Source organism: Microbacterium natoriense (assembly GCF_030816295.1).
In the GTDB taxonomy this organism is placed as follows: domain Bacteria; phylum Actinomycetota; class Actinomycetes; order Actinomycetales; family Microbacteriaceae; genus Microbacterium; species Microbacterium natoriense_A.
The window spans coordinates 1,287,149-1,308,062 of the sequence record NZ_JAUSXV010000001.1 but is presented as its reverse complement, the minus strand read 5'-3'; the positions used below and the strand labels follow the sequence as shown (position 1 = coordinate 1,308,062).

Below are 20,914 nucleotides of genomic sequence, written 5' to 3'. Positions count from 1 at the left end.
GCGCGCGCGACAGGACCTCCCACGGAGTGATCTCAGGCGGCCTCGACGGCCAGCCAGAGCTCGCACGAGGCGTGCGTGCCGGTGAACTCGAGGTAGCGGACGATCGACGGCCCAGGGCGCAGCCGCCAGGGGTTCGAGGGGAACCACTCGGTCGCCGTCGCCGCCCACAGGTTCTGCAGGGTCTCCGGGAACGGCCCCTTCGCGGAGAACACCGCCCACGAGCCTGCGTCGACTCTGATCACGTCGAGATCGTCGGGCACAGGGGTGCCCGACTGCACGGCCACGCCGTGCAGATAGGTGAGTGTCGTGCCCTCAGGCGCATCGGGAGCGACGTCGGCCGTGACGGCGAGGATCCCGCCGGGTTCGGCATCGCTGAGTGCCTTGAGCCTCGCGTGCTCCTCCGGTGCGATCGCGGCGATGTGCTCCTGGATGCGCGGATTCACGCCTTCATGGATGAGCGGGACCTGTGCGGCATGGCCGACCAGGACGAGTTCGGGCAGTGCGGTGATGGTGACGTCCATCTGGGTGCTCCCTTCGACGCTCAGGCGGAACCGGAGCGTGGGTTGTGTGCGGAGAGGGCCCCCGTCACGGCGCGCATCCGTCGCGCTGATCCCGTGCACGGCACGGAAGGCGCGGCCGAACGCCTCGATCGAGCCGTATCCGTGTCGCACGGCCACATCGAGCACGTTCGGCGCACCCGCCGCGAGCTCGGCGCCCGCTAGAGTCATGCGCCGCCGCCGTACGTATTCCGAGAGCGGCATACCGGCGAGCGCCGAGAACATCCGGCGCAGGTGGTATTCCGTCGTGCCCTGTCCATGGGCGAAGGCGGCGATGTCGAGCTCTTCCCCGGCGCTGCGTTCGACCAGGTCGACCAGCGCGTTCAGCGTTCCGATCATGAGGTCCTCCTTTCCCCACCATCGTCGCGGGCGGGAGCATGCCCGCACCCGATCATCCTGGCCGGATGCGGTCAGCCGCGCTCGGCCGGATTCGCGATGAGGCCGGCGAAGGCGAGTTCGGCGGCGCCGATCAGCAGACGGTCGGCCCCGAGGGCGGCGGAGCGGATGCCGAGTCCCTCGGCGCTCTCCGCCATGGCGAGCTCCGTCACGGCATCCATGATCTCCTCCCGGCGCAGCTCTCCGAGGGTCGCGAGGAAGCCGCCGAGCACGATGACGGCGGGATTGAGCACGTTCACGGCGTTCGCGAGCGCGCCCGCGAGGACGCGCCCCTGACGGGACACCTCGGCTGCGGCGTCGGGACTGCCCGACGTGCTGAGCTCGGCTGCGAGGACGTCATCGTCGGCTGCCTCGAGCCCGACGACGTCGAGCAGCAGCCGGCGGCTCACCTCGGCTTCGAGCACGCCGTCGGCCGTGCGGCGATCGGCGTCGTCGGTGATGCGCGGCCGATTCTGCCCGAACTCTCCTGCGTAGCCGCCCGCGCCCGCGACCGGGACGCCTCGGATGATGAGCCCGCCGCCGATGCCGGAGGCGCCGCCGTTCAAGTAGACGATGTCATCGATTCCGTGTCCTGCACCGTAGCGGTGCTCCGCGATCGCGCCCAGACTGGCGTCGTTGTCGACGACCGTGGCGATGCCGCAGCCGTCGGCGACGAGGTCGGCGAGAGGCACGTCCCGCCATTCGAGGTGGGGGGCGTTGCGCACCACGCCGTCCGACGCGCGCACGAGACCGGGCACCGCGATGCCGATCGCGGTGATGCGGGCCTGCCTGAGCGGTCCGTCGCACCATTCCTGGAGCGTCTCGGCGAGCAGGGTCGTGAGACCCTGTGGCGTCGGAAGGGCCTCGTTCAGGACCCGCTTGCGCAGGCGGATGCTGCGGTCGAGCCCGATCGCAGCGATCTCGACGGCATCGACTTCCGGGTTCACGGCGATCGCGACGACATCGGAGGATGCCGCGACGACGGGCGAGGGGCGGCCGACCCGCCCCGGCGTCTCGGGAATCCTCTCGTCGACCAGCCCGAGCCTGATGAGTTCGCCCACCAGATCCGCGATGGTCGAGCGGTTCAGCCCCGTCGTCTCGGTGAGCGCGGCGCGGGACTGCGCACCCTCCTCGTGCACGAGTCGCAGGATGCGAGCGAGGTTGTGCGGACGGGTGCCCGGGGCCGGGCTCGACGGTGACGGCATCCCTTCACTGTAAGGGGTGGACAGCATCTCTGTCATGAGATATGTTGTCACTCACAACTTATTTCGACCTGCACAGGAGCAGTCATGACCACCCCCACCCGTGAAGACAAGTTCTCGTTCGGCCTCTGGACCGTCGGCTACAACGGCGCCGACCCCTTCGGCGGCCCGACCCGCCCCGCCCTCGACGTCGTGCACGCCGTCGAGAAGCTCGCCGAACTCGGCGCCTACGGTCTGACGTTCCACGACGACGACCTGTTCGCCTTCGGCTCGACCGAGGCCGAGCGCCAGACGCAGATCGACCGCCTCAAGGGCGCTCTCGCCGACACCGGCCTGATCGTGCCGATGGTCACAACCAACCTCTTCAGCGCCCCGGTCTTCAAAGACGGAGGCTTCACCTCGAACGACCGCGACGTGCGCCGCTACGCCCTGCGCAAGGTGTTCCGCCAGCTCGACCTCGGAGCCGAGCTCGGCGCCAAGACGTTCGTCATGTGGGGCGGCCGCGAGGGCGCGGAGTACGACTCCGCGAAGGACGTCCGCGCCGCTCTCGAGCGCTACCGCGAGGCCGTCAACCTGCTGGGCGACTACGTGACCGACAAGGGCTACGACATCCGCTTCGCGATCGAGCCGAAGCCGAACGAGCCCCGCGGCGACATCCTGCTGCCGACCCTCGGCCACGCGATCGCGTTCATCGACTCGCTCGAGCGCCCCGAGCTCGTCGGCGTGAACCCCGAGGTCGGGCACGAGCAGATGGCCGGGCTCAACTTCACGGCCGGCATCGCACAGGCGCTGTTCCACGGCAAGCTGTTCCACATCGACCTCAACGGCCAGCGCGGCATCAAGTACGACCAGGACCTCGTGTTCGGGCACGGCGATCTGCACAACGCGTTCTCGCTCGTCGACCTGCTCGAGAACGGCGGCCCCGGCGGCGTGCCCGCCTATGACGGCCCCCGTCACTTCGACTACAAGCCGAGCCGCACGGAAGACGAGAACGGCGTGTGGGAGTCGGCCGCTGCGAACATGCGCACCTACCTGCTGCTGAAGGAGCGCGCCGCGGCCTTCCGCGCCGACCCTGAGGTGCAGGAGGCGCTCGCCGCCGCTCGTGTCGACGAGCTGTCGACGCCGACCCTGGCCGAGGGCGAGACCTACGACGACTTCCTCGCCGACCGCTCGGCCTACGAGGACTTCGACGCGAACTCGTACTTCGGCGGCAAGGGCTTCGGCTTCGTCCGTCTGCAGCAACTCGCCACCGAGCACCTCCTCGGCGCTCGCTGACCGATCTCGCGCGGTTCCGGTCACGCTGCGGGTGGGAAGCCGCCCGCAAGCGTGACCGGACACCGGGCCGGTCACACAACCGGCGGGTTCGGCCTCAGAAGCCGACCACAGGCGTGACCGGACATCGTGTCGGTCACAGAACCGACGGGTTCAGCGACCGAAGCCGACCACAGGTGTGACCGGCCTGAATCCTGGACACACCCGAAGCAATCGAGAGGATGCCGGAATGGCACTCGTGATCGGGGTCGACTCGTCGACCCAGTCCTGCAAGGTCGTCGTCGTCGACACTTCGACCGGAGCCGTCGTGCGCTCTGGACGAGCGTCGCATCCTGATGGCACGGCTGTCGACCCCGAGGCCTGGTGGCAGGCGCTGAACTCCGCGCTCGCGGAGGCGGGAGGTCTCGACGGCGTCGAGGCCTGGTCGATCGGCGGCCAGCAGCACGGCATGGTCGCGATCGACGCCGAGGGCCGCGTCATCCGCGACGCCCTGCTCTGGAACGACACCCGCTCGGCGGGAGCCGCCGCCGATCTGATCGCGGAGTTCGGCGCCTCGGCTCTGGCCGAGCGCACCGGCCTGGTTCCTGTCGCGTCGTTCACGATCACCAAGCTGCGCTGGCTGCGCGACAACGAGCCGGAGAACGCCGCCCGCGTCGCCGCGGTCGCTCTGCCGCACGACTGGCTGACCTGGCGGCTGCGCGGATTCGGGCCCGAGAATCCGGCGCTCGACGAGCTCGTCAGCGACCGCTCGGATGCCTCGGGCACGGGCTACTGGAACCCGCGCACGGGCGAGTACGATCGCGAGCTGCTCATCGCGGCGCTCGGTCACGACGCGGTGCTGCCGCGCGTTCTCGGCCACGACGAGAGCGTGACGGATGCCGGTGGCCGCCGCGTCGCACCCGGCGCGGGTGACAACGCCGCCGCCGCCTTCGGCCTGGGCGCCGCGGTCGGCGACGTCGTCGTCTCGATCGGCACCTCGGGCACGGTCTGCGCGATCAGCGAGTCTCCCGTCTTCGACCCCGCGGGCACGGTCGCCGGCTTCGCCGATGCCTCCGGCAACTTCCTCCCCCTGGTCGCGACGTTGAACGCCGCTCGTGTGCTCGACGCCACGGCGTCGCTGCTCGGCGTCGGCCATGCCGAGTTCAGCGACCTCGCACTGCAGGCCGCTCCTGGGGCCGATGGTCTGACGCTCGTGCCCTACTTCGAGGGCGAGCGCACGCCGAACCTGCCGGATGCCACGGCATCCCTCACCGGGATGACGCTCGCGTCGACCACGCGACCCAATCTCGCCCGCGCCGCTGTCGAGGGCATGCTGCGAGGCCTCGGCGCGGGTCTCGACGCTCTGCGCGATCTCGGCATCCCTCTCGAGCGGGCCCTGCTCATCGGCGGCGGAGCGCAGTCCGAGGCCGTGCGCGTCATCGCGCCCGAGGTCCTCGGGCTGCCGGTCGAGGCGCCGGAGCCCGGCGAGTATGTGGCGCTCGGAGCCGCGCGGCAGGCCGCGCAGGCGCTCGGAGGCTGAGGCATCCGGGCAGACGCCTCGACGCTGCGCCCTCGCTACGAGGAGCTCGTGCGGTTCGCGTCCAGGCCCACCGGCTGAGCGGCGAGCTCCGGCCCGACCACGATGGCTGCATCGGGCGGGACCTCGAGAGAGCCCGCGTCGAGGCTCGCCGAGCGGGTCGACACCAGCAGCCGATCACCGGGTCGCACGTCGAACGCGACCGGTTCGCTCGTGAGGTTCACCAGCACCGACACCGCACCCCGCTCGATGCGGAACGCGCGGGCACGCGGCGGTCCGTCGTCGCGGATCGAGGTGACGGCGGTCTTCGCGGCGTCGGGATCGGTGAGCTCGGGCCGCTGGATGCGCAGCGCGAGCAGCCGCCGATGCAGATCGAGCAGGCGCGCGTGCTCGCCCTGCTGGCGTTCCTCCCAGTTCAGATGCGAGCGATCGAACGTCGCCGGGTCCTGCGGGTCGGGCACGAGGGACCGATTCCAGCCCATCTTCTCGAACTCGGCGATGCGCCCCTCCGCTGTGGCCTTCGCGAGTTCCGGCTCGGGATGCGAGGTGAAGAACTGCCACGGCGTGGATGCACCCCACTCCTCTCCCATGAAGAGCATGGGAGTGCCGGGTGCGGTGAGTGCGAGAACGGCGGCGACCGCGAGCCGGTCGGGCGTCAGGTTCGCGCCGAGCCGATCGCCGGCCGCTCTGTTGCCGATCTGATCGTGGTTCTGCATGTAGGTGACCAGTCGCCACGTCGGCACCGTCGGCGGTATCGGATGCCCGTGCGGCCGCCCACGGAAAGACGAGAACGTGCCGTCGTGGAAGAACCCGTGCTGCGTCACCTTGGCGACCGCCTCGGGGGCGGCGAAATCGGCGTAGTACCCCGTGGTCTCGCCGGTGAGGGCGACGTGCATCGCGTGGTGCCAGTCGTCCGACCACTGCGCCGTGAGACCGTAGCCGCCGGCCTCCCGCGGAAGGATGAGCGTCGGATCGTTGAGATCGGATTCGGCGATCAGGCTGAGCGGCCGGTTCTGCTGAGCGGAGAGCGCCTCGGTGCGCTCGGCGAGTTCGGCGAGGATGTGCGTGGGCCGGTCGTCGTTCAGCGCGTGCACGGCGTCGAGACGGAGGCCGTCGACGTGGAAGTCGCGCAGCCACATCAGCGCGTTGTCGATGATGTACTGGCGCACGGCTGGCTCGTCGAGGTTCACCTCGTCACCCCACGGGTTGCTCCGCCCCTCGCGCAGATACGGCCCGAACTCCGGCAGATAGTTGCCGCTCGGGCCGAAATGGTTGTAGACGACGTCCTGGATGACGCCCAGTCCGCGGGCGTGCGCGGCGTCGACGAAACGCTGATAGGCGCGCGGGCCGCCGTACTCCTCGTGCACGGCGTACCAGAGCACGCCGTCGTATCCCCAGTTCCGTCGCCCGTTGAAGGCGTTGACGGGGAGCATCTCGACGTGCGTGATGCCGAGGTCGACGAGGTGGTCGAGTCGGCCGATCAGAGCGTCGAGCGTCCCCTCGGGGGTGAAGGTGCCGATGTGCAGCTCGTAGATCGCGCCACCAGCGAGCTGCCGCCCTGTCCACGCCGCGTCGGTCCAGGCGAACGCCGCGGGGTCGAAGGCGGCCGAGGGTGCGTGCACGCCCTCGGGCTGCCGGCGCGATCGAGGGTCGGGCCGCACCTGATCTCCGTCGTCGAGCACGAAGCCGTAGCGGTCGCCGTCGGCCAGTTCGAGCTCTGCGCGCCACCACCCCTCCGCCTCAGAACGCCTGAGCTCGCGTTCGTCGATCGTCGCGCCCTGGTCGCCCAGAAGGCGCACCCGCACGCGGCGCGCCAGGGGCGCCCACACCTCGATCATCGGGCGTCCTCCAGCAGGGCCACCGGGTACTTCTCGAGCAGCTCGGCGAGCCGGACCGGCCCCGGTTCGATCCGCCGCCCGGTGAGCACGTCGGTCGCCGACAGCTCGGGGCGCATCAGAACAGTGTCCTGCCAGCCGCCGATCCGTGCGAGTCCCGCAGGCAGGCGGGTGGCGACCACCGTGACCCCGCCGCGATCGACCGCGACCGCGTGATCGGAGGCCCCGCCGGTGACGGCCAGCGGGCGATAGGCGCGGAACAGCTCGGGGTGGTCGCGTCGCAGGCGCAGCGCGCGCGAGGTCACGAGCATCTTCGCCCGACCCGAGACGTCGACCGGCGGAAGGATGCCACGGGCGACCTCGGCGTCCAGAGACTCGAGCATGCGAGCCCTGGCGACGAAGTCGACCGGGCGACGGTTGTCGGGGTCGACGAGCGACAGATCCCACAGCTCGGTGCCCTGGTAGACGTCCGGGACCCCCGGGCCGGTGAGCTGGAGCAGCTTGGCCGAGAGCGAGTTCGACCAGCCGAAGCCCGCGATCTCCTCGACGAACCGGGCGAGGATCTCGGCGGCGGCGCCGTTCGCGGCATCCGCCATCTTCGCCAGGCGCTCTTCGAATGCGGCATCCGGATGCTGCCACCCCGTCGCCTCCGCTCCCTCGCGTGCAGCCTTGACGGCGTAGGCGAGCAGCCGGTCCGTCGAGATCGGCCACGCGCCCACTGCCGCCTGCCAGAACAGGGAATCGATCGGCCCGTGCCCCGAACCCGCCACAGCGCGCAGTTCACCCAGCACCTCGGCCCAGCGCTCCGGCATCTCCGAGAGCACCGAGAGCCGCGCGCGGACGTCTTCCGAGCGCTTGGTGTCGTGCGTCGAGAGAGTCGTCATCGAGTGCGGCCAGGCCGAAAGCCGCGCCTGCTGCGCGGCGTGGAACTCCCGCGTCGAGAGGGCGGCCTGCGAGGGGTCTCCCCCGACCTCGGTCAGCGTCCCGAGCCGCGTGAACCGGTAGAACGCGGTGTCCTCCACTCCTTTGGCCATCACGGCGCCGCTCGTCTGCTGGAACCGCTCTGCGACCTCGAGCTCGGGGTCGGCGAGCAGGGGTTCGAGCTGCTCGATCGCCTCCGCGAGATCGGGACGCCGCCGGACCGCCTCGGCCACCGCATGCCGCAGGTGCTCGCGTCCGGCCGGAAGATATGAGCGGTACACGGGGAAGCAGGCGAGGATCTCGGCGAGCGCATCTGCCGCTCCCATGACGCCCATCGGGAGCACTCGCACCAGTCGTCGCACCTCCGACTGCAGCAGTTCGTCGGCGACCATCCGCTTGGTTTCGTGCACGAGATCGGGCCATGAGGCCGGCCTCGCCAATCCCGTCTCCGCGCGCAACCGCTCGTCGATCTCGGAGAGCGCCTGCACACCGTCGGAGTCGACGAAGATGCGGTCGAGAACCGCGAGCGCTTCGTAACCGGTGGTCCCGTCGGTGCGCCACCAGGACGGGAGCTCCTCGCCCGGTTCCAGGATCTTCTCGATGAGCGTGTAGGCGCCGCCCGTGCCGTCGGCGAGGCGTTCGAGGTATCCGCCGGGATCCGCGAGGCCGTCGGGGTGATCGACGCGCAGCCCGTCGGCGAGACCCTCGCGCAGCCAGCGCAGGATCTCCTGGTGGGAGTCCGCGAACACGTCGGGAAGCTCCACCCTGATACCGGCGAGCTCCGACACCGCGAAGAAGCGGCGGTAGTTGAGCTCAGCCGACTGGTCCTGCCAGAAGCGCAGCTCGTAGTGCTGGGCGGCGAGCAGCGCCGGGAGGTCGCCCACGAGTCGTGTTGTTCCCGGAGCGAGCGGCAGCACGTGCTCGAAGTAGCTCAGCGTGCCGTCCGGCGCGTCGGCGGCCGGCGTCGGGTCGACGGTGATGTCTCCCCTGGCGACCACCTCGTCCCGAGCGGCGCCGAGGATGGGCAGCCGCACCTTCCCGCCGCCGAGCCGTCCGTCGATGTCGAACGCACGGGCGTGCCGTGACTCCGCGCCGAGGCGCAGCACGTCCCACCACCAGGGGTTTTGCCGGGGCGCCGACACGCCCATGTGATTGGGCACGATGTCGATCAGGATGCCGAGGCCTGCAGCACGGGCGGCCGATGAGAAACGGCGCAGTCCCTCGGCCCCGCCGCGCTCGGCATCTACGCGCGAGTGATCGACGACGTCGTACCCGTGATCCGACCCCGACACGGCAGCGAGCAGAGGCGACAGATAGACCCAGTCGCCGCCGAGAGCCGCGACATACGCCGTGACGGCGGCGGCCTCGTCGAGCGGGAACCGGGACGTGATCTGCAGTCGGTACGTCGACAGCGGCTTCAGAGTCATGCGGTCACCGCGCCAGCATCCGTCTCTCCGGCATCCGCCTCTCCGGCGAGCGCTTCACCGTGTTCGCTCTGCGCCCTCAGCGACGCCTCCACCGAGTCGTCGACGGGACCCTCGTCGTCTCCCGCGGCCCGGAGCACGAGCAGCGACTTCGCCTCCATCGTGAACCCGCCGCCGGCCGAGAGCGGTTGCTCCTCGTCGGCCTCTCCCGCCGTGTCCACCACGACCTCCCAGCTGTCGCCGTGCCTGTCGTCGGGAAGAGTCACGTCGACGCGGTCATCGCCGCTGTTGAAGTAGACGATGAAGTTCAGATCGGTCACCGGGCGGCCGCGTTCGTCCTTCTCGCGGGTGCCGTGCCCGTTGAGGAACATCCCCACCGCGCGGCCGAACCCGGAGTCCCAGTCTTCGGGCTGCATCGTGGCGGCATCCGGCCGCAGCCAGACGACGTCGGGCACGCGCTCGCCGTCGGCGACCCGCACCGGGCGGCCGTTGAAGAACCGACTGCGGCGGAACGTCGGATGCGCGCTGCGCAGCCGCGCCAGCGCGGCAGTGAACTCGATCAACGGCGTGTCCGCAGCATCCCAGTCGATCCACGTCGTCTCGTTGTCCTGCGCGTAGCCGTTGTTGTTGCCGCCCTGCGTGCGGCCGAGCTCGTCTCCGTGCGAGATCATCGGCACGCCCTGCGAGAGCAGCAGCGTGGCGAGGAAGTTGCGCTGCTGGCGCGCCCGCCGCCGATTGATCGCGGGGTCGTCGATCGGCCCCTCCGCCCCCATGTTGTCGGAACGATTGTGAGATTCCCCGTCGGCGTTGCCCTCGCCGTTCGCGTCGTTGTGCTTGTCGTTGTACGACACGAGATCGCGCAGCGTGAAGCCGTCGTGGGCGGTGACGAAGTTGATGGATGCCACGGGGCGCCGCCCCGAGTGCTCGTACAGGTCGGCCGATCCGGTGAGGCGCGAGGCGAACTCGCCCAGCGCCTGCGGTTCACCCCGCCAGAAATCGCGGACGGTGTCGCGGTACTTGCCGTTCCATTCCGTCCATTGCGGCGGGAAGTTGCCGACCTGGTAGCCGCCGGGCCCGACGTCCCAGGGCTCGGCGATGAGCTTCACCTGCGACACGATCGGGTCCTGCTGCACGAGCTCGAAGAACGTCGACAGCCGGTCGACGTCGTAGAACTCTCTGGCGAGGGTCGAGGCGAGGTCGAACCGGAAGCCGTCGACGTGCATCTCGGTCACCCAGTACCGCAGCGAGTCCATGATCAACTGCAGCGCGTGCGGGTTGCCGGCGTTCAGGCTGTTCCCGGTGCCGGTGTAGTCGGTGTAGTACCGCTTGTCCTTCTCGAGCCGGTAATACGCCTCGTTGTCGATGCCACGCAACGACAACGTCGGTCCGAGGTGGTTCCCCTCGGCGGTGTGGTTGTAGACGACGTCGAGGATGACCTCGATCCCCGCCGCGTGTAGAGCCCGCACCATCGCCTTGAACTCCTGCACCTGCTGACCGCGTTCGCCGCTCGAGGAATAGGCGTTGTGCGGCGCGAAGAATGCGAGCGTGTTGTAGCCCCAGTAGTTCGACAGGCCCTTCTCCTCGAGCACGGCGTCGTCGAGGAACTGGTGCACCGGCATGAGCTCGATCGCCGTCACGCCGAGGCGGGTGAGGTGGTCGATGATCGCGGGGTGCGCGATGCCGGCGTACCGGCCGCGCAGGGAATCGGGGACACCCGGATGCCGCTCGGTGAGCCCCTTCACGTGGGCCTCGTAGATCACGGTCTGCGCGTAGGGGATCTTCGGCGGCCGGTCGCCCGCCCATTCGAAGAAGGGGTTCACGACCACGCCTTTGACCATGATCCCGGCCGAGTCGTCGTCGTTGCGGGAGTCGGGGTCGCCGAAGTCGTAGCCGAACGCCGGCTGCCCCCAGGCGATCTTCCCCGACACCGCTTTCGCGTAGGGATCGAGCAGCAGCTTGTTCGGGTTGAACCGCGTGCCCTGCGTCGGATCGTACGGCCCGTGCACGCGGTATCCGTAGAGCTGGCCGGGCTGCAGCGAGGGGAGATAGCCGTGCCACACGAACGCGTCGACCTCCGCGAGGTCGACGCGCTGCTCGCCGCCTTTGTCGTCGAACAGACACAGCTCGACGCGTTCGGCGCCTTCGCTGAACAGCGCGAAGTTCGTGCCCTGACCGTCGAACGTCGCCCCCAGCGGATATGCCGACCCTGGCCAGACCTCGAGCGTCATGCGGTGAGCCGAGCGCGTCGCGCCGGGGCGGCGTGCGCGATCACCGTCTGCACGGCGCTCTGGAAGTCGTGCTTCTGCGCGACCTCCTCGGCCTTCGCATAGGGGTGGCCCGCATAGCAGACGAAGACGGGGGGAACGACCTCTACATAGCCCACGGGACCATCATGCATGATCATGTAGCGATCCAGGTCGACGAGTTCGTACGCCGGCTCGGCTGGAGCCTGAACGTCTGTGACGGTCTGTGCGGATTCCCGCTGGATGGAGCCGTTCGCGGTTCTGATGGTGGCGGACATCTCGGCTCCTGACTCTGAGGTTGTGAATCCCCAAACTAAGAAGCCCGCTGCCTCGTGCCAACGGGATTGCCACGACCCGCGAGAAGAAGCTACTATCCCGCGCGTCGCTCGGCGGAGTCGCTACAGCTCGACCGGCGGCGACTCCGGCTCGGTCTCGGCCACCTCAGGGTGGCGGGCGAGGTTCACGATCGCCGCGATCAGGCCACCCCAGACGGTGACCATCGCGACGATCATCATGACGATCGCGGTGCCGGTCATGACGCCGTTCCTCTCTGCTCGCCGGAGGCGACGGGTATCGCGCTCGTCTCCGAGTCGGGTTCGTAATGCTCCTGGGCGAGGAAATCGTCGTAGTCGGCGTCGTCCTTCGCGTGCGAGCACGCGCTCCACGGCAGAAGCGACAGCAGCACCGCGAGGATCACGAGCGAGATCACCATCCCCCAGCCGAAGACCCCGAGGAACCAGTCGGGATAGCCGCCGTACGGTGTCGTGATCTTGGCGATCAGTTCGCTGACGAACAGGTAGCCGAGCACGAGCGGTGCGAGGACGCCGACCAGCAGCATCCAGATCCGACCGACGGAGAAGCTCGATCTCCGGTTCAGGTGCTCCTTGAGCGCAGGCAGCTTGTGCAGCAGCCAGGCGACGACGATCACGGCGACGAGGGCGACGGCCATGATCCCGAAGGCGTTCACGAACGCGTCGGCGGTGTCGAGCACCGACAGCGCTGTGGTCGTCGAGAACAGGGCCATCGAGATGACGGCGAGCGGGAGGGAGACCGTGAGGGTGGTGCGGATGCGGTTCCACCCGAGCTTGTCCTGGAGAGCTGCGACGATGACCTCGAGAATCGAGATGAGCGATGTGACTCCGGCGAAGACGAGAGCGCCGAAGAACAGGACTCCGATGATCGAACCTCCAGTCGCCTGCGAGACGATCGTCGGGAAGGCGATGAACGCGAGACCGATGCCGGAGGAGGCGACACCTGCGACTTCGGTGCCCTGCGCCTGCGCCATGAATCCGAGAGCCGCGAACACGCCGATGCCGGCGAGGATCTCGAAACCCGAGTTGGCGAAGGCGACGACCAGGCCGGAACCGGTGAGGTCGGTCTTGCGCTTGAGATACGACGCGTAGGTGACCATGATGCCGAAGGCGACCGACAGCGAGAAGAAGATGTGCCCGTAGGCCGATGCCCAGACGGCGGGGTCGGCGAGGGCCTCCCAGTTCGGCGTGAAGAAGGCGGTCAGCCCGTCGAGCGCACCCGGCAGGAAGAGCGACTGCACGACCAGCACGGCGAACATCACCGTCAGCAGCGGCATCAGGATCATGTTCGCCCGGCCGATGCCCTTCTTGACGCCCAGGCACATGATGACGATGACGGCGAGCCAGACCACGATCAGCGGGATGCCGACCTGGGGCACGAACTGGGTGGACACGCGCGGTCTCGGCGACGTCGGCCGACTGCAGGAAGTCGACGAAGAAGAAGTCGTTCTCGTTGCCCGGACCCCAGGTCAGCTGGGCGGAGAACCACGTGTACATCGCCGACCACGCGATGATCACGGCGTAGTAGACCGAGATCACGACGCAGATGAGGACCTGCCACCAGCCCAGCGTCTCGGCCGATCGGTGCATGCGCCGGAACGCGAGCGGGGCGGAACCCCGGAAGCGGTGCCCGATCGCGTAGTCGAAGAACAGCAGCGGGATGCCAGCGGTCAGAAGCGCGCACAGGTACGGGATCAGGAACGCCCCGCCACCGCCTTCGTAGGCGACGTAGGGGAAGCGCCAGATGTTGCCGAGACCGACGGCGGAGCCGATCGCCGAGAGGATGAAGACGTTCCGCGAGCCGAAGGCCTCGCGCTGGGTGGTCTGCGTCGTCGCTGTGGCCATGGCGGCGACAATACCCGAGAAGCGGGGCGGATGCCGAGGCGGACCCGCTTCCCCGGCGGTCAGGGCACCGATGGATACTATCGACGCGGCGGGTGCGCGATCTCGCCGTCGGCGGGGCGACGACCGCGAGCTTCAACCCTTCGGGCACGTGGGCCGCACCGGTCGCCTGAAGGAGAGACATGAAGATCCTGATCCCGAACACGATCGAGCTGAGCCTGGGCTCCGACGCCGATGTCGTCGTCTACGACGTGGACGCACCGGTGCCGGCGCCGCACCGCGACGCCGCGGTCCTCGTCGCCTGGCACAACTCCGCCGAGCAGCTGGCGGACGCTGCACGCACCCTGCCTGCGCTGAAGCTCGTTCAGGCGCTGGCGTCGGGAGCCGATGTCGTGCTGAACGCCGGGTTCGCGTCGGCGGTGCACATCTGCTCCGGGCGCTCGCTGCACGACGGGCCAGTCGCCGAGCACGCGCTGGCGCTGATCCTCAGCGCGGTCCGCCGACTCGATCGCCTGCACGAGGCGCAGCACGCCCACCGCTGGGACCAGGAGTTCATCGCCGCCCAGGCGGCTCCGGAGACCCGTGACCTCTACACGCTCGCCGGCGCGACGGTCACGATCTGGGGGTTCGGGTCGATCGCTGCCCGGCTCGCACCTCTGCTGCAGCTTCTCGGTGCAGAGGTGCACGGCATCGCGCGCTCCTCCGGCGAGCGCGCCGGGGTGCCGGTGGTCGCCGAGAGCGACGCGAGCGAGCTGCTCGGCCGAACCGACGTCCTCGTCTCATTGCTGCCCGCCAACGCCGAGACGGCCGAGCTGTTCGACTCGGCGGTGTTCACAGCCGTGAAGGCCGGCGCCGTGTTCGTGAACGTGGGCCGGGGAGCCACGGTCGACGAGAGCGCCCTGATCGACGCGCTCGCATCGGGGCGGCTGCGCGCTGCCGCGATCGATGTGACGCGGTCCGAGCCGCTGCCCGCCGACTCGCCTTTGTGGGACGCCCCGAACCTCGTGATCACACCGCATGTCGCAGGCAACCGCCCGGTCGGATCCGGTGCGCTGATCGACGAGAACGTGCGCCGGCTGCTCGCGGGCGAGGATCTCCTGAACCGCGTACGGTGACCGGGAGGCGGGCGAAGCCCGACCTCCCGCTCTCCACAGGACCCGAACGCCGCTCCCCTGCTCACCGCTAAAGTGGCGGGCATGTCTGCACCGACCTCGACGCACGTGAGCGCCCCGGCCTCTCCGACGCCGGCGCAGCGCCGGCTGATGCCGTGGCTGCTCCTCATCAACGCGGCGATGCTGACCGGGTTCTCGGGGTTCATCGTGATCTTCCTGCCGGATCAGATCCAGCAGATCGACGCCGCGAACAAAGTGGGGAACCTCGCGATCGTCTCGGCGGCCGCGTCGGTCGGCGCGATCATCGTGCATCCTCTGGTCGGCGCGCTCTCCGACCGCACCCGCAGCCGGTTCGGGCGCCGCACCCCGTGGCTGATCGTCGGCAGCGTGACGGCCGCCGTCTTCATGATCGCGATGTCGCTGGCCACCGAGCTGTGGAGCATCCTGCTCGTCTACGTGATCCTCACCGTGGGCCTCAACACGATCGGCACCGCCCAATCGGCGGTCGTGCCCGATCGGCTTCCGCGCGAGCAGTTCGGCGCGGCATCCGGCGCCCTCGCCGTCGGCGCCTTCATCGGCATGGGGCTCGGCGTCGGACTCGCGGGCGTCTTCGCGAACAGCGTCGGCATCGGCTACCCGGTGTTCGGAGCCCTGGTCCTCGGGGTCTGCGTGCTCTTCACGATCTTCAACCGCGACGAGTCATCGCTCGACCTGGCGCGCGAACCCTTCCGCTGGAAGCGATTCTTCGCGAGCTTCTGGGTGAGTCCTGCATCCTTCCCCGATTTCTGGTGGGCGTTCGGGGGCCGTTTCCTGCTGATCCTCGCCTACCAGAGCGTGCAGTCGTACCTGCTGTACATCCTGCGCGACTACGTCGGGCTGTCGGATGCCGAGTCCACAGCGCTGAGCATGCCACTCACCGCTGCCATGCTGGTCGGCGCGCTGCTCACCGCCTATGTGACCGGCAAGATGAGCGACCGTCTGAACCGGCGCAAGATCTTCGTGCTGATCGCGTCGGTGATCATGGCCGCGTCGCTCGTGATCCCGCTGGTCGCCCCGAGCGTCGTCGGCATGTTCGCCTTCGCCGGTCTCTTCGGGCTCGGCTACGGCGTCTATCTCAGCGTCGATTCCGCTCTCATGAACGAGGTGTTGCCGACAGCGGATGCCGCAGCGAAGGACCTCGGCATCCTCACGATCGCGACCACTCTGCCGCAGGCTCTCACTCCCCTGATCGTGTGGGCGCTGATCGCCCTCACCGGCAGCTACACCTCGGTCTTTCTCGCAGGAATCGTCTTCGCCTTGGCCGGCGCTCTCACGGTGCTGCCGATCCGCAGCGTGCGCTGAGGCTCAGGACTCAGGACACCGAGCCGCCGACGGGAGCCGCGAACTCGTCGAGCGCCGTGATCACGTCGCCGGACAGCGAGACCTGGCTGGCCGCCACGGCATCGTCGATCTGCGAGGTCCGCGAGGCGCCGATGATCGCCGTCGTGACCACGGGATCACGCAGCACCCACGCGATCGCGAGCTGCGGGATCGAGAGCCCTGCCTCCTGAGCGATGCGGTCGATGCCGCGGATCCGGTCCAGGTAGCCGTCGGTGAGTGCCGAGCCGTTCAGGAAGAAGCTGTTCGCGGCGCGCGAGTCGGCCGGCACGTCGCCGTCGATGTACTTGCGGGTGAGCAGCCCCTGAGCGAGCGGAGAGAAGACGGCGCTGCCGACGGCGAGTTCGCGCAGCAGCGGAAACAGTTCGGCCTCGGGAGTGCGGTCGAACAGCGAGTAGCGCGGCTGGTGCAGCAGCAGCTTCACGCCCTGTTCGGCGAGCAGGTCGTAGGCCCGCTTGGCGAGCGGAGCCGGATAGTTCGAGATGCCGACATAGAGAGCCTTGCCGCTGCGCACGATGTCGGCGAGCGCGGTCGTCGTCTCTTCAATCGGGGTATCCGGGTCGACCCGATGCGAGTAGAAGACGTCGACGTAGTCGGTCTTCATGCGCCGAAGACTCTGCTCGAGCGAGCGCACGAGGTATTTGCGCGATCCGCCGTCGCCGAACGGCCCCGGCCACATGTCGTAGCCCGCCTTGGTCGTCACGAACAGCTCATCGCGATAGCGGGCGAGGCCGCTGTCGAGAACCGCGCCGAATGTCGACTCCGCGGATCCGTACGGCGGGCCGTAGTTGTTCGCGAGGTCGATGTGCACGACCCCGCGGTCGAAGGCGTGCAGCACGATCTCGCGCTGGCTGTCGAACGAGCGGTCGCGACCGAAGTTCTGCCAGAGCCCGAGCGAGACCTTCGGCAGCTGCACGCCGCTGGCTCCCGCGCGCTGGAACGGCACGTCGGTGTAGCGGGTGGCCGCGGCCTCGAAAGGACGCGCGAGCCGGGAGTCGTCAGCGGCGATGGGCATGGTGCTCCTCGGGACGAGAACGGGGGTGCTTCAGGATAGCGTTTTCTCCCGCGGCTCCGCCGGGTGTGACACCACTGGACAGCCCGGCCCGATCGGCGGATGCTGATTCCATGACCGCCTTCCAGAGCACGCACGCCTTCAGCGGATTCAGCGTCGACGACATCGACGCCGCCCGCACGTTCTATGCCGAGACTCTCGGCCTCGAGGTCACCACCAACGCGATGGGGTTCCTCGACGTCCATCTCCCGTCCGGTGCATCGATCCTCGTCTACGCGAAGCCGAACCACACTCCGGCCAGCTTCACGATCCTGAACTTCCCCGTCGACGACGTCGACGCCGCGGTCGACGATCTCAACGCCCGCGGAGTCGTCACGAAGATCTACACCGACCCCGACTTCGGCACCGACGCCAAGGGCATCGCGCGCGGCGGCGGCCGAGGACCCGACATCGCGTGGTTCACCGATCCGGCCGGGAACGTCCTCTCCGTCCTCGCCGCCGCCTGAGCGCCGTCTGCCGGGCGCCCTCCGACGAGCCACCAGCACACTCGCACGCAATAACCTCCACCTGGAGGTTTTCCGCCCGGCTCGGTATCATCGGGACATGACCGACTCGCCTGAGGATGCGCCCGACGCAGAGGCGCGCCCGAAGGGGCGGTACCCGAAGGGCATCGCCCGGCGTCAGGAGATCCTCGACAAGGCGATCGAGGTGTTCGCGCGCCGCGGCTCTCAGAAGACGAGCCTGCGCGCGATCGCGCAGGAGGTGGGCGTCACGCATGCGGCCCTGACTCACTATTTCGGCTCCCTGGAAGAGCTGCTCGTCGAGGTGTACCGCGAATCGCAGCACAAACCGAGCAAGGAACGCCCGTTGCCCGCCGACGCGAGCCCCGCGATGGCGATGAGCATCGCGGCAGAGGCGAACCGCGAGATCCCTGGACTCGTGCAGTTGTACTCGACCCTCGTCTCGATGGCGCTCGAGGACAACCATCCGATCGCGCAGCGGTTCGCCACGGAGCGCTTCGGGCAGCTCCGCGCGGAGATCGCGGAACAGGTTGGACACCTGCAGGCATCGGGGCATGTGCGCGCCGATCTCGACCCCGTCCTCGTCGCCGCCCTCGTGATCGCGGCATCCGACGGCCTGCAGATCCAGTGGCTTCTCGACGACGAGGTCAATCACGAGGCGGCGCTGGAGATGCTCGACCGCCTGCTCCGGGGCATCGCTCCGGCATCCGACGGCTGAGCCGATCGCCGACGCCCGATCCCGACCGACGCCACCGACGAGGCCCGAACGCAGAAGACCGCGGGCCCGCCCTGAGGGCAGACCCGCGGTCTCGTTCTACGGCCGACCTCAGAGGGTTGCGGCGAAGGGGTCGAAGCCCTCCGGCAGCAGCGGCACCGGGGCCACGGTGCTCTCGACCACCACGGTCTGCCCCGTGGCCGCCGACTCCTGCGCGGAGAGCAGGATGTCGAGCACGTGGTATCCGAGTTCACCGGATGCGACGTGCGGACGCCCTTCGGCGATCGCACGGACCATGTCGAGAGCGCCGAGACCGCGACCGATCTTGACGTCCTCGTGCTCGATCTCGATCCACTCCTGCTCGAACGACATGCCGTCGCGGATGACACCCAGCGGTTTGACGTACGCGATGCGGCCGACGAACTGGTTCGGGTCGGGGATCACGATCGTGCCCTCGGTGCCATGGATCTCGACGATGCCGTGACGCTCCAGCGCGGAGTCGAAGCTCAGCAGGCTCTGCGCCTGGGCGCCCTGCTCGAACGCGGTCACGATCTGGATCGTCGAGGGCACCTCGACGGGGAACGTCGTTCCGGCGTTGGGTCCGGTGTGGATCTCGCGCTCCTCACGAGCCTTCGAGCCGACGGCCGCGATGCGGTCGACGGGGCCGAGCAGGCTCACGAGAGCCGAGAAGTAGTACGGCCCCATGTCGAGCAGCGGGCCGGCGCCCTTCGCGAACAGGAAGGCGGGGCTCGGGTGCCAGAGGTCGGGCCCCTGGGTCTGGAACGCGGTCTGCGCGAACAGCGGACGCCCGATGACACCGTTCTCGATCGCTCGACGAGCGGCCTGGAAGCCGGGTCCGAGCAGCGTGTCGGGAGCCGAGCCGACACGGAGACCGGCAGCATCCGCCTCACGGAGCAGCTCTGCGGCGCCCTCGCGGTCGAGGCCGAGCGGCTTCTCGGTCCACACGTGCTTGCCCGCGGCGATCGCCGCGCGCGAGACCTCGACGTGGACGGCCGGGATCGTCAGGTTGATGACGAGTCCGACGCCCGGGTGCGCGAGCACGTCTTCGGCGCTGCCGAATGCCGGGACCCCGTACTTCTCGGCCTGCGCCTGCGCGCGGTCGACGAGCAGGTCGCCGACGATGAGGACCTCGACGTCGGGGAACGCCGAGAGGTTCTCGAGGTAGGTGTCGCTGATGACCCCGACGCCGATGATGCCGATGCCGACCGTGCTCATCGGGAGAACCCGCCCTCGATGAGGAAGGAGTAGCTGGCAGCGATGTCGGCGAAGACGTCGCCCGGAGCCTTGTCGTACTCGATCACGGCGTACCGGAGAGCGGATGCTGCGCGCAGCGCGTCGGCGAGGGGCACATCGCCCGTGCCGGCGTGACGCTGGTCGAGGCTATCGGAGCCGAACTCCGCGGCACCGGGAGCGAACGGGTTGCTCGCGGGGGCGATGCCGTCCTTGACGTGCGCGGCGACGAGGCGGTCACCGAGGCGCGAGACGAGGGCAGGGACGTCCTGTCCACCAGTGAGGGCCCAGTAGAGGTCGAGCTCGAGCGCGACCCGGTCGTCGGTGAGCTCGACGAAGCGCTCGTAGGCCGTCTGGCCATCGAAGTCGGCGACGAACTCCTGCGCGTGGTTGTGGTAGCCGACCGTGAGGCCGAAGCCCGCGGCGGTGTCGACGAGCGCGTTCAGGCGGTCGGCGATGTCGGTCACGCCCTCGAGCGTGAACCAGCGCTCGGGTGCGACGAACGGGTCGATGACCGTCTTCAGCCCGACCTTCGCGGCTGCCTCGAACACGACCTCCGGAGCCGGCGTCGGGATCGAGCCGTCGGGCGTCCACAGCTCGTCGGAGAGCAGCGGGGCGTGGCCGGTCGGCGAGGCGAGGCCCGAGGCGTCGAGCGCCGCGCGGATCTCGTCGGGACGGCGGACGAAGTCGAAGGCCTCGACGTTGCGGAGGCCGATGGCGGCGAGCTTGTCGAGCGAGCCTTCCATGTCGGCGGAGAACTCCGCTGCGAGGGTGTACAGCTGAACCGAGGTTTCTGGCAGGGCCACGGTGACCTTCCTTGCTTGTGAGAACGAGGGGCATCTTCGCTGCCCTGCGGCCAGGCTAGCAGAAAACCTCCATGTGGAGGTATCTAAATCTCGGGCACGGATTCCGGGGGTCCCGCAGGCAAGAAGCGAGCGTCGCCTACAGCCCAGGTATGACTCGGATCTCATCCCGCGGCACGATGACACAGGACACCCCGAGCGACGACGCTGGAGTCATGCCAACCGCAGCCCCGAGGAAGACGCCCACGACCGCCCTGGTCTCCGCACACACGACAGCCCCTCACATCGGCCACCTGTCCTACGGCGCGCTCGCCTACGCCGCAGGAACACTGATCCAGGTCGGGACCACGTCGACGCCGTACGTCAGGACTCTCGATATCGCTGCCGGAGCCACCCTCGAAGGCCGGTCGCGATGACCGTCCTCCGATACGTCGGGGTCGGCGCGCTCGCCGTCGTGCTCGCGCTCGTCGAGGCATTAGCCCTCGCATTCACCGCGATCGTCATGGCCCTCATCGTCCTGGCCGCCTTCATCGTGCGAGCGTGCGTTGAGGCGGCGGAGCGCCGGCGGCTCCGCCGCAGGCGCCCCACGGGGATCGTCGCAGTCTGAGTCGGAAGCCCCATTGCG

At 69.1% G+C, this 20,914-nt stretch carries 18 protein-coding genes and 1 pseudogene; 8 read left to right on the top strand and 11 right to left on the bottom strand.

What is annotated here, in order from left to right; translation table 11 throughout:
* Positions 1-32: 32 nt before the first annotated feature.
* Together QFZ53_RS05965 and QFZ53_RS05960 are read right to left on the bottom strand one after the other, a co-directional pair.
* Entirely contained in the window at positions 33-896 is an 864-nt protein-coding gene (locus QFZ53_RS05965) for an AraC family transcriptional regulator (RefSeq protein WP_292905906.1), read from the bottom strand.
* A gap of 71 nt (positions 897-967) precedes the next feature.
* Positions 968-2,137, bottom strand: coding sequence for an ROK family transcriptional regulator (locus QFZ53_RS05960; protein WP_307294571.1), 1,170 nt, complete (start codon positions 2,135-2,137; stop codon positions 968-970).
* Positions 2,138-2,221: 84 nt separating this feature from the next.
* On the opposite strand from QFZ53_RS05960, the gene xylA reads away from it, so the two are divergent.
* The gene (gene xylA / locus QFZ53_RS05955) at positions 2,222-3,409 is read left to right on the top strand and encodes a xylose isomerase (protein ID WP_307294569.1); all 1,188 of its coding nucleotides are present in this window, start codon (positions 2,222-2,224) and stop codon (positions 3,407-3,409) included.
* A gap of 226 nt (positions 3,410-3,635) precedes the next feature.
* Positions 3,636-4,925, top strand: coding sequence for a xylulokinase (gene xylB / locus QFZ53_RS05950; protein ID WP_307294567.1), 1,290 nt, complete (start codon positions 3,636-3,638; stop codon positions 4,923-4,925).
* Between the two features lie 35 nt (positions 4,926-4,960).
* Here xylB and treZ read toward each other — a convergent pair whose 3' ends face one another.
* From treZ to QFZ53_RS05920, 6 genes and pseudogenes are all read right to left on the bottom strand, one after another.
* Entirely contained in the window at positions 4,961-6,760 is a 1,800-nt protein-coding gene (gene treZ, locus QFZ53_RS05945; RefSeq protein WP_307294565.1) for a malto-oligosyltrehalose trehalohydrolase, read from the bottom strand.
* The gene (gene treY / locus QFZ53_RS05940; protein ID WP_307294563.1) at positions 6,757-9,105 is read right to left on the bottom strand and encodes a malto-oligosyltrehalose synthase; all 2,349 of its coding nucleotides are present in this window, start codon (positions 9,103-9,105) and stop codon (positions 6,757-6,759) included. Before treY ends, treZ begins: the two co-directional genes overlap by 4 nt.
* The gene (gene glgX, locus QFZ53_RS05935) at positions 9,102-11,330 is read right to left on the bottom strand and encodes a glycogen debranching protein GlgX (RefSeq protein ID WP_307294562.1); all 2,229 of its coding nucleotides are present in this window, start codon (positions 11,328-11,330) and stop codon (positions 9,102-9,104) included. Before glgX ends, treY begins: the two co-directional genes overlap by 4 nt.
* A complete protein-coding gene (locus QFZ53_RS05930) occupies positions 11,327-11,623 on the bottom strand; it encodes a hypothetical protein (RefSeq protein ID WP_307294561.1) in 297 nt (98 codons plus the stop codon). Before QFZ53_RS05930 ends, glgX begins: the two co-directional genes overlap by 4 nt.
* 120 nt (positions 11,624-11,743) lie before the next feature.
* Positions 11,744-11,881, bottom strand: coding sequence for a methionine/alanine import family NSS transporter small subunit (locus QFZ53_RS05925; protein WP_307294560.1), 138 nt, complete (start codon positions 11,879-11,881; stop codon positions 11,744-11,746).
* A pseudogene (locus QFZ53_RS05920) lies at positions 11,878-13,501 on the bottom strand (sodium-dependent transporter). The gene QFZ53_RS05925 and the pseudogene QFZ53_RS05920 overlap by 4 nt, the downstream one beginning before the upstream one ends.
* A gap of 179 nt (positions 13,502-13,680) precedes the next feature.
* Here QFZ53_RS05920 and QFZ53_RS05915 point away from each other — a divergent pair.
* Together QFZ53_RS05915 and QFZ53_RS05910 are read left to right on the top strand one after the other, a co-directional pair.
* The gene (locus QFZ53_RS05915; RefSeq protein ID WP_307294558.1) at positions 13,681-14,613 is read left to right on the top strand and encodes an NAD(P)-dependent oxidoreductase; all 933 of its coding nucleotides are present in this window, start codon (positions 13,681-13,683) and stop codon (positions 14,611-14,613) included.
* Positions 14,614-14,694: 81 nt separating this feature from the next.
* The gene (locus tag QFZ53_RS05910; protein WP_307294556.1) at positions 14,695-15,951 is read left to right on the top strand and encodes an MFS transporter; all 1,257 of its coding nucleotides are present in this window, start codon (positions 14,695-14,697) and stop codon (positions 15,949-15,951) included.
* A 10-nt stretch (positions 15,952-15,961) separates the two neighbouring features.
* Here QFZ53_RS05910 and QFZ53_RS05905 read toward each other — a convergent pair whose 3' ends face one another.
* The gene (locus QFZ53_RS05905; RefSeq protein WP_307294554.1) at positions 15,962-17,002 is read right to left on the bottom strand and encodes an aldo/keto reductase; all 1,041 of its coding nucleotides are present in this window, start codon (positions 17,000-17,002) and stop codon (positions 15,962-15,964) included.
* A gap of 110 nt (positions 17,003-17,112) precedes the next feature.
* On the opposite strand from QFZ53_RS05905, the gene QFZ53_RS05900 reads away from it, so the two are divergent.
* Both QFZ53_RS05900 and QFZ53_RS05895 read left to right on the top strand, forming a co-directional pair.
* Complete coding sequence (locus tag QFZ53_RS05900; RefSeq protein WP_307294552.1) at positions 17,113-17,505, top strand: VOC family protein; 393 nt, start codon at positions 17,113-17,115, stop codon at positions 17,503-17,505.
* Between the two features lie 97 nt (positions 17,506-17,602).
* Positions 17,603-18,238 carry a TetR/AcrR family transcriptional regulator gene (locus QFZ53_RS05895; RefSeq protein WP_307294550.1) on the top strand — a complete coding sequence of 212 codons (636 nt, stop codon included), beginning with the start codon at positions 17,603-17,605 and terminating at the stop codon, positions 18,236-18,238.
* 108 nt (positions 18,239-18,346) lie between these two features.
* On the opposite strand, the gene QFZ53_RS05890 is transcribed toward QFZ53_RS05895, so the two are convergent.
* Entirely contained in the window at positions 18,347-19,471 is a 1,125-nt protein-coding gene (locus QFZ53_RS05890; protein WP_307294549.1) for a Gfo/Idh/MocA family protein, read from the bottom strand.
* Positions 19,468-20,292 (bottom strand): sugar phosphate isomerase/epimerase family protein, encoded by an 825-nt coding sequence (locus QFZ53_RS05885; RefSeq protein ID WP_307294547.1) that lies wholly within the window; start codon positions 20,290-20,292, stop codon positions 19,468-19,470. The genes QFZ53_RS05890 and QFZ53_RS05885 overlap by 4 nt, the downstream gene beginning before the upstream one ends.
* Before the next feature lie 212 nt (positions 20,293-20,504).
* Between QFZ53_RS05885 and QFZ53_RS05880 the strand changes: the two genes are divergently transcribed.
* Together QFZ53_RS05880 and QFZ53_RS05875 are read left to right on the top strand one after the other, a co-directional pair.
* Entirely contained in the window at positions 20,505-20,705 is a 201-nt protein-coding gene (locus QFZ53_RS05880) for a hypothetical protein (protein WP_307294545.1), read from the top strand.
* Positions 20,702-20,896, top strand: coding sequence for a hypothetical protein (locus QFZ53_RS05875; protein WP_307294542.1), 195 nt, complete (start codon positions 20,702-20,704; stop codon positions 20,894-20,896). Before QFZ53_RS05880 ends, QFZ53_RS05875 begins: the two co-directional genes overlap by 4 nt.
* The last annotated feature ends 18 nt before the right edge of the window (positions 20,897-20,914 follow it).

What these genes read in the sequence shown, in the direction of transcription:
- QFZ53_RS05965 (WP_292905906.1), bottom strand. Translation starts at nt 896, where the DNA reads ATGATCGGAACGCTGAACGCGCTGGTCGACCTGGTCGAACGCAGCGCC.
- QFZ53_RS05960 (WP_307294571.1), bottom strand. Translation starts at nt 2,137, where the DNA reads ATGCCGTCACCGTCGAGCCCGGCCCCGGGCACCCGTCCGCACAACCTC.
- xylA (WP_307294569.1), top strand. Translation starts at nt 2,222, where the DNA reads ATGACCACCCCCACCCGTGAAGACAAGTTCTCGTTCGGCCTCTGGACC.
- xylB (WP_307294567.1), top strand. Translation starts at nt 3,636, where the DNA reads ATGGCACTCGTGATCGGGGTCGACTCGTCGACCCAGTCCTGCAAGGTC.
- treZ (WP_307294565.1), bottom strand. Translation starts at nt 6,760, where the DNA reads ATGATCGAGGTGTGGGCGCCCCTGGCGCGCCGCGTGCGGGTGCGCCTT.
- treY (WP_307294563.1), bottom strand. Translation starts at nt 9,105, where the DNA reads ATGACTCTGAAGCCGCTGTCGACGTACCGACTGCAGATCACGTCCCGG.
- glgX (WP_307294562.1), bottom strand. Translation starts at nt 11,330, where the DNA reads ATGACGCTCGAGGTCTGGCCAGGGTCGGCATATCCGCTGGGGGCGACG.
- QFZ53_RS05930 (WP_307294561.1), bottom strand. Translation starts at nt 11,623, where the DNA reads ATGTCCGCCACCATCAGAACCGCGAACGGCTCCATCCAGCGGGAATCC.
- QFZ53_RS05925 (WP_307294560.1), bottom strand. Translation starts at nt 11,881, where the DNA reads ATGACCGGCACCGCGATCGTCATGATGATCGTCGCGATGGTCACCGTC.
- QFZ53_RS05915 (WP_307294558.1), top strand. Translation starts at nt 13,681, where the DNA reads ATGAAGATCCTGATCCCGAACACGATCGAGCTGAGCCTGGGCTCCGAC.
- QFZ53_RS05910 (WP_307294556.1), top strand. Translation starts at nt 14,695, where the DNA reads ATGTCTGCACCGACCTCGACGCACGTGAGCGCCCCGGCCTCTCCGACG.
- QFZ53_RS05905 (WP_307294554.1), bottom strand. Translation starts at nt 17,002, where the DNA reads ATGCCCATCGCCGCTGACGACTCCCGGCTCGCGCGTCCTTTCGAGGCC.
- QFZ53_RS05900 (WP_307294552.1), top strand. Translation starts at nt 17,113, where the DNA reads ATGACCGCCTTCCAGAGCACGCACGCCTTCAGCGGATTCAGCGTCGAC.
- QFZ53_RS05895 (WP_307294550.1), top strand. Translation starts at nt 17,603, where the DNA reads ATGACCGACTCGCCTGAGGATGCGCCCGACGCAGAGGCGCGCCCGAAG.
- QFZ53_RS05890 (WP_307294549.1), bottom strand. Translation starts at nt 19,471, where the DNA reads ATGAGCACGGTCGGCATCGGCATCATCGGCGTCGGGGTCATCAGCGAC.
- QFZ53_RS05880 (WP_307294545.1), top strand. Translation starts at nt 20,505, where the DNA reads ATGCCAACCGCAGCCCCGAGGAAGACGCCCACGACCGCCCTGGTCTCC.
- QFZ53_RS05875 (WP_307294542.1), top strand. Translation starts at nt 20,702, where the DNA reads ATGACCGTCCTCCGATACGTCGGGGTCGGCGCGCTCGCCGTCGTGCTC.